The organism is Tahibacter caeni, assembly GCF_024609805.1.
In the GTDB taxonomy this organism is placed as follows: Bacteria; Pseudomonadota; Gammaproteobacteria; order Xanthomonadales; family Rhodanobacteraceae; genus Tahibacter; species Tahibacter caeni.
Genome location: NZ_JANFVR010000323.1, coordinates 1 through 5,366, shown reverse-complemented (window position 1 = coordinate 5,366; position 5,366 = coordinate 1). Strand labels below are relative to the sequence as shown.

Below are 5,366 nucleotides of genomic sequence, written 5' to 3'. Positions count from 1 at the left end.
GCGGCGCTCGCCGGGGCCATCGCCGACGAGCTGCTGCGCGGCGGCGGCGAGATCGAAGTGGCGTTGCCTGCCGCGGGCGGCCGCTACGCGCTCAGGAGCGTCGCGCGCGCGGTGCGTCCGTCGGTCGGCGCAATCGCTGCCGGCGACGTCGTCGTCGTCTCGGGCGGCGCGCGCGGCGTGACCGCGGCGTGCATCGCGGAGTGGGCCGGGCAATGCAAGGCGCGGTTCGTGCTGCTCGGACGCACGCCGCTGGACGAGGAACCCGCCGATTGCGCCGGCGTAGTCGACGAGGCGCAGCTGAAGCGGATCGTGCTCGCGCGCGGCGCGTCGCTCACGCCGAACGAGCTGTCCAGGGAAGTCGACCGCATCCTCGGCGCACGCGAGATCCGCGCGACGCTCGCCGCGATCGAGGCGCAAGGCGCGCAGGCGCGCTACGAATCGGTTGCGGTCGACGATGCCGCCGCGCTTGCCGCGACATTGGCGCGCGTGCGCCGGGACTGGGGGGCGATCGCGGGCGTCGTGCACGCCGCGGGCGTGCTTGCCGACCGCCGCATCGCCGACAAGACGCTCGCGCAGTTCGACTTCGTCTTCGGCACGAAAGTAGGCGGGCTGCACGCCTTGCTGGCCGCGACCGCGGCCGACCCGCTGAAGCTGCTGTGCGTGTTCTCGTCGGTGTCGGCGCGCTGCGGCAACACCGGGCAGAGCGACTACGCGATGGCCAACGAGGTGCTGGCCAAGGTCGTCGCGGCGCAGGCGCGCAAGCGCCCGGGCCTGCGCGCGAAGTCGCTGGGCTGGGGGCCCTGGGAAGGCGGCATGGTCACGCCGGCGCTGAAGGCGCGTTTCGCCGAGCTCGGCGTGCCGATGGTCCCGCTCGACGTCGGCGCGAAAATGTTCGCCGACGAAATGCGAGACTCGCGCGCGGCCGACATCGAGCTCGTGCTCGGCGGCGAGCCGCGCGGCGAAGCGCTGCTGATGGACGGTGCGCAGGCGCGCGTGCAGGGCGTCGAGCTCGTCGTCTCGCGCGCCAGCCACGCCTTCCTCGAAGGCCACGCGGTGAAAGGCACGCCGGTGGTGCCGGTCGTGCTCGTCGCCGAATGGATGGCACGTGCGGCGCGCAGCTTCCGCCCGGGCCTGGCGCTGGCCGGCCTGCACGAGCTCAAGGTGCTCAAGGGCATACGGCTGGCCGGTTTCGAGAATGGCGGCGATCGCTGCCGCATCGAGGCGACGCCGTTGCCGAGCGAGCGTGGCGCGCAGCTCCTGATGACCGTGCGCGATGCGCGCGGCGCGCTGAACTACAGCGCGCGCGCGGAATTGCTGCCGGAGCCGCCGAAAGCCAGGCGCGAGACGCCGGGGCTCGCTCTGGACCCGTGGAGCGGCGAACGCATCTATCCGGAGTTGCTGTTCCATCGCAAGCAGTTCGAACTGATCGACGAAGTGCACGGCATTTCCGACGAGGGCATCGGTGCGACGGTGCGCGGCGTCGACGCGGCAGGCTGGGAAGGCCAGCACTGGACGCTCGACGTCGCGGCGCTCGACGGCGGCCTGCAGATCGCCGCGCTGCACGGCCGGCGCATGCTCGGCGGCCAGACGCTGCCGACGGCGATCGCCGAGCTGCGCCACTTCGGCACCGAGCCGATCGCCGGCCCGATCACCGCCACCGCGTACGTGCGCCGGGTCGGAACCAGCGACACCACGACGGACATCGTGCTGACCGACAAGAGCGGAAAGCGCTACGCCGAGATGCTCGGCGTGCAGAACCACGCGCTGCCGAACTAGCCGCATGTCCGAGTCCCGCTCGTTCGAGCCCGTCGCCATCGTCGGACGCGCCTGCGTGTTGCCGGGTGCGTTGAGCCCGGCCGCGCTCTGGGAAGCCGTCGTCAACGGACGCGACCTCGTCGCGCGCGTGCCCGCGGACCGCTGGCGTCTGGCGCCCGAGCATGCGTTGTGCGCGCCCGATGCGCCGCAACCGGATCGCGCGTGGTCGGACCGGGGCGGCTACGTGGAAGGGTTCGAGTCGATCTGGAATCCGGACGGCTTCGCCGTTGCGGTCGCCGAGCTCGAAGGGCTGGACCCGCTGGTGCACTGGACCTTGCATTGCGCGCGCGAAGCGCTGCGCGAGACGCGCGCGCCGGGTCGCGTCGGCGCGATCTTCGGCAACCTCGGTTTCCCGACCGCACAGATGGCCGCGTTCTGCGAGCAGGTGTGGACGGGCGAGGCAGGGGACGGAGCGAACGCCGTCGATCCGCGCAACCGCTTCATGAGCGGCGGCACCGCGGCGATGCTCGAGCGCGCGCTGGCGCTGGAGGCCGGCAGCTTCTGTCTCGACGCCGCCTGCGCCTCGTCGCTCTACGCGATCAAGCTCGCCTGCGACGCGCTGCACGACGGCCGCGCCGACGTGATGCTCGCCGGAGCCGTGCAGCGCGCGGACGATCTTTTCCTCCACGTCGGCTTCTGTGCGCTCGGCGCGCTGAGCAAGTCCGGCCGCTCGCGACCGTTTCATCGCGACGCCGACGGACTGGTGCCGGCCGAGGGGGCGGCGTTTCTCGCGCTCAAGCGCCTGGCCGACGCGCGCCGCGACGGCGACACGATCCACGGCGTGATTCGCGGAGTGGGGCTGTCGAACGACGGCCGCGGCAAAGGATTTCTCGCGCCGAGCGAAGAGGGTCAGCAGCGCGCGATCGGCGCTGCCTATGCGATGTCGGGCCTGGCGCCGATGCAGGTTTCGCTGCTCGAATGCCACGCCACCGGTACGCCGGTGGGCGATGCGACGGAGCTGCGCAGCAGCGCGAGTGTGTTCGCGCCGGCGCGCGACCTGCCGATCGGCTCGCTCAAATCCAACCTCGGTCACCTGATCACGGTCGCGGGGGCGGCGGGTCTGATCAAGCTGCTCGAGGCGATGCGCAACCGCGTGCGCCCGCCGACCTTGCATTGCGAGGACGCCACTCCCGCGCTGGAGCAGACGCCGTTCCGTTTGCTGCGCGACGCCGAGCCGTGGACGAGCGACGCTCCGCGCATTGCGGCGATTTCCGCCTTCGGCTTCGGCGGCAACAACGCGCATCTGATCGTTTCGGAAGACGATGCGAGCATCCATTGCGAGCGCGTCCAGACGGGAAGCAGTCCGATTGCGATCGTCGGCATCGGCGCGAAGATCGCCGATGCATGCGATCGCGCCGCGTTCGCGCAAGCGCTGTTCGGCGACTGCGCGGCGCGTGACGGCGGCACCGATCCCGACACTCGCGCGCTGCGCGAGCGCCGCATGGACTCGTTCGAGCTCGACGTGGACGGCTTGCGGTTTCCGCCACGCGATCTCGAACAGGCGTTGCCGCAGCAGCTCGCGCTGCTCGCGGCGGCGCGCGAGGCGCTCGCGGAGACGAATCCGCTGCCGCGCGAACGCAGCGCGGTGCTGATCGGCCTGGAACCCGACCCGGAAGTCGCACGCCACGGTGCGCGCTGGCGGCTCACCAACGGCCGCGACGACGACTGGGCGGCGCGCGCGCGCGCCGCGCTGGTGCCGGCGCTCGAGGCCGCCGCGGTACTCGGTTCGATGCCGAACATCCCGGCCAACCGCCTGAGCTCGCAGTTCGACCTCGGCGGCCCCTCGTTCACGCTGCAGGCCGGTGCGGCGTCGGGCACGCATGCGCTGCGCATCGCGGCGCGTGCGCTCGCGCGCGGCGAGCTCGACGCGGCGATCGTCGGCGCGGTCGATTTCGGCTGCGAGGCCGTGCAGCGCGCCGCGAGCGGGGAAGAGCCCGGCGACGCCGCGGTGGCCCTGGTGCTGAAGCGGCTCGAGGACGCGCAGCGCGACGGCGATCGGGTGTATGCGCTCGTGGACGAGGCCGCCGTCGCTGCGACGTCCGTCGCGACCCCGGCGCCGCCGCGACTGAACTCGCTGCTGCGAGAGCGGTTCGGCTACGCGCAGGCCGCTTTCGGATTGGTGGAAACGGCGGCCGCCGCGCTCGCGCTGCACCACCGGCGCGGTTTCGACGGCACGCCGTGGCTCAGCGCCGGGCCGCGTCGCGCGGCGGATCTCGTCGAGGCCCCGGCGCATCCGCGCCGTGCCGAGCAGGCCGTCGCGCGGCTGCACTGTTTCGCAGGCGCGGACAAGAATGAGGTGATCGCCGCGTTGAAGCAGGACCGTCGCGGCCTGGACGGCCCGGCGCGCTGCGTGCTCGTCGCGACCGAATCCTCGCTGGCCGCGGTGCGCGCGCGAGCGATCGCACATCTGGAAGCGGGTGCGCCCGCCGGCCGCGGCGTCTTCTTCCGCGAACGGCCGATCGCCGGGGAGGTCGCCTTCGCGTTTGCGGGCGCGGGCGCGTCGTACCGCGGCATGGGCCGCGACCTGCTGCTGCACCTGCCGCAACTGCACGAGCGCCTGCGCACGCGCAGCCGGCGTCTCGCGACCGCGCTGGCCTGGTCCTTCTCGGCGGGTGACGCGGCGCCGGGCGTGTTCGATCAGCTGTGCGGTTCCTCGGCGCTGTCGCAGTTGCATCTCGCGTTGAGCGAGGACCTGCTCGGCCTCGAACCCGACGCGTGGCTCGGCTATTCGTCGGGAGAGACGAACGCGCTGGTCGCGGCGGGCGTCTGGAACGATGTCGACGCGCTGATGGACGACATGGAGTCGTCGGGCCTGCTCGAACGGGAGCTCGCCGGCCGCTTCGATGTCCTTGCGCGCGCGTGGGGCGAGCCTGCCGCCTGGGAATGCTGGACCGTCGCCGCGCCGCTCGACGAGGTGCGCCGCGCATTGGCCGATCTGGATCGCGTGCGCATCGCGATCATCAACGACGACGCGAGCTGCCTGGTCGCGGGCGACGCGGCCCAGTGCGCCCGCGTGGTCGAACGGCTCGGCGCGGCGCGCTGCCTGCATCTGGACTATTCGCTCGTGGTGCATGTGCCCGAGCTGCGCGGCGTCGAGCGCGCGTGGCTGGACGTGCATCGCCGCGCGACATCGGCGCCGCGTCGCGGGCGTGTCTACGGTACCGCGAGCGGACGGCCCTATGCGCCGGATGCCGAGGCCTGCGCGCAGGCGATCCTCGCCCAGGCGGTCGGCACGATCGACATCCGTGCGCTCGTCGAGAACGCCTGGAACGACGGCGTGCGCGTGTTCGTCGAGCACGGGCCGGGCGGCACCTTCGGCCGCGCGATCCGTCACGTGCTCGGCGCGCGCGAGGCGCTCGTGGTGAGCCTCGACCGGCAGGGCGACGGCATCGAGACGGTGCTCGGCGCGACCGCGGCGCTGCTCGCCGCCGGGGTGCCGGTGAATCACGCGGCACTGGAAGCGGCGCTCGCGCCCGTACCGCGCGTCGAGGCCAGGCGTCCGCGGCGCTTCGGCGCACATCCGCCGCCGGTGCGCCTGCCGCCGCGCGAGG

General features: G+C 72.9%; 2 protein-coding genes. Both read left to right on the top strand.

The window, feature by feature from the left end:
* Window positions 1-1,776, top strand: a 1,776-nt coding sequence (locus NON22_RS19845; RefSeq protein ID WP_257388708.1) for an SDR family oxidoreductase, incomplete at its 5' end; no start/stop codon positions are given.
* Between the two features lie 4 nt (window positions 1,777-1,780).
* Window positions 1,781-5,366, top strand: a 3,586-nt coding sequence (locus NON22_RS19840; RefSeq protein ID WP_257388707.1) for a type I polyketide synthase, incomplete at its 3' end; no start/stop codon positions are given.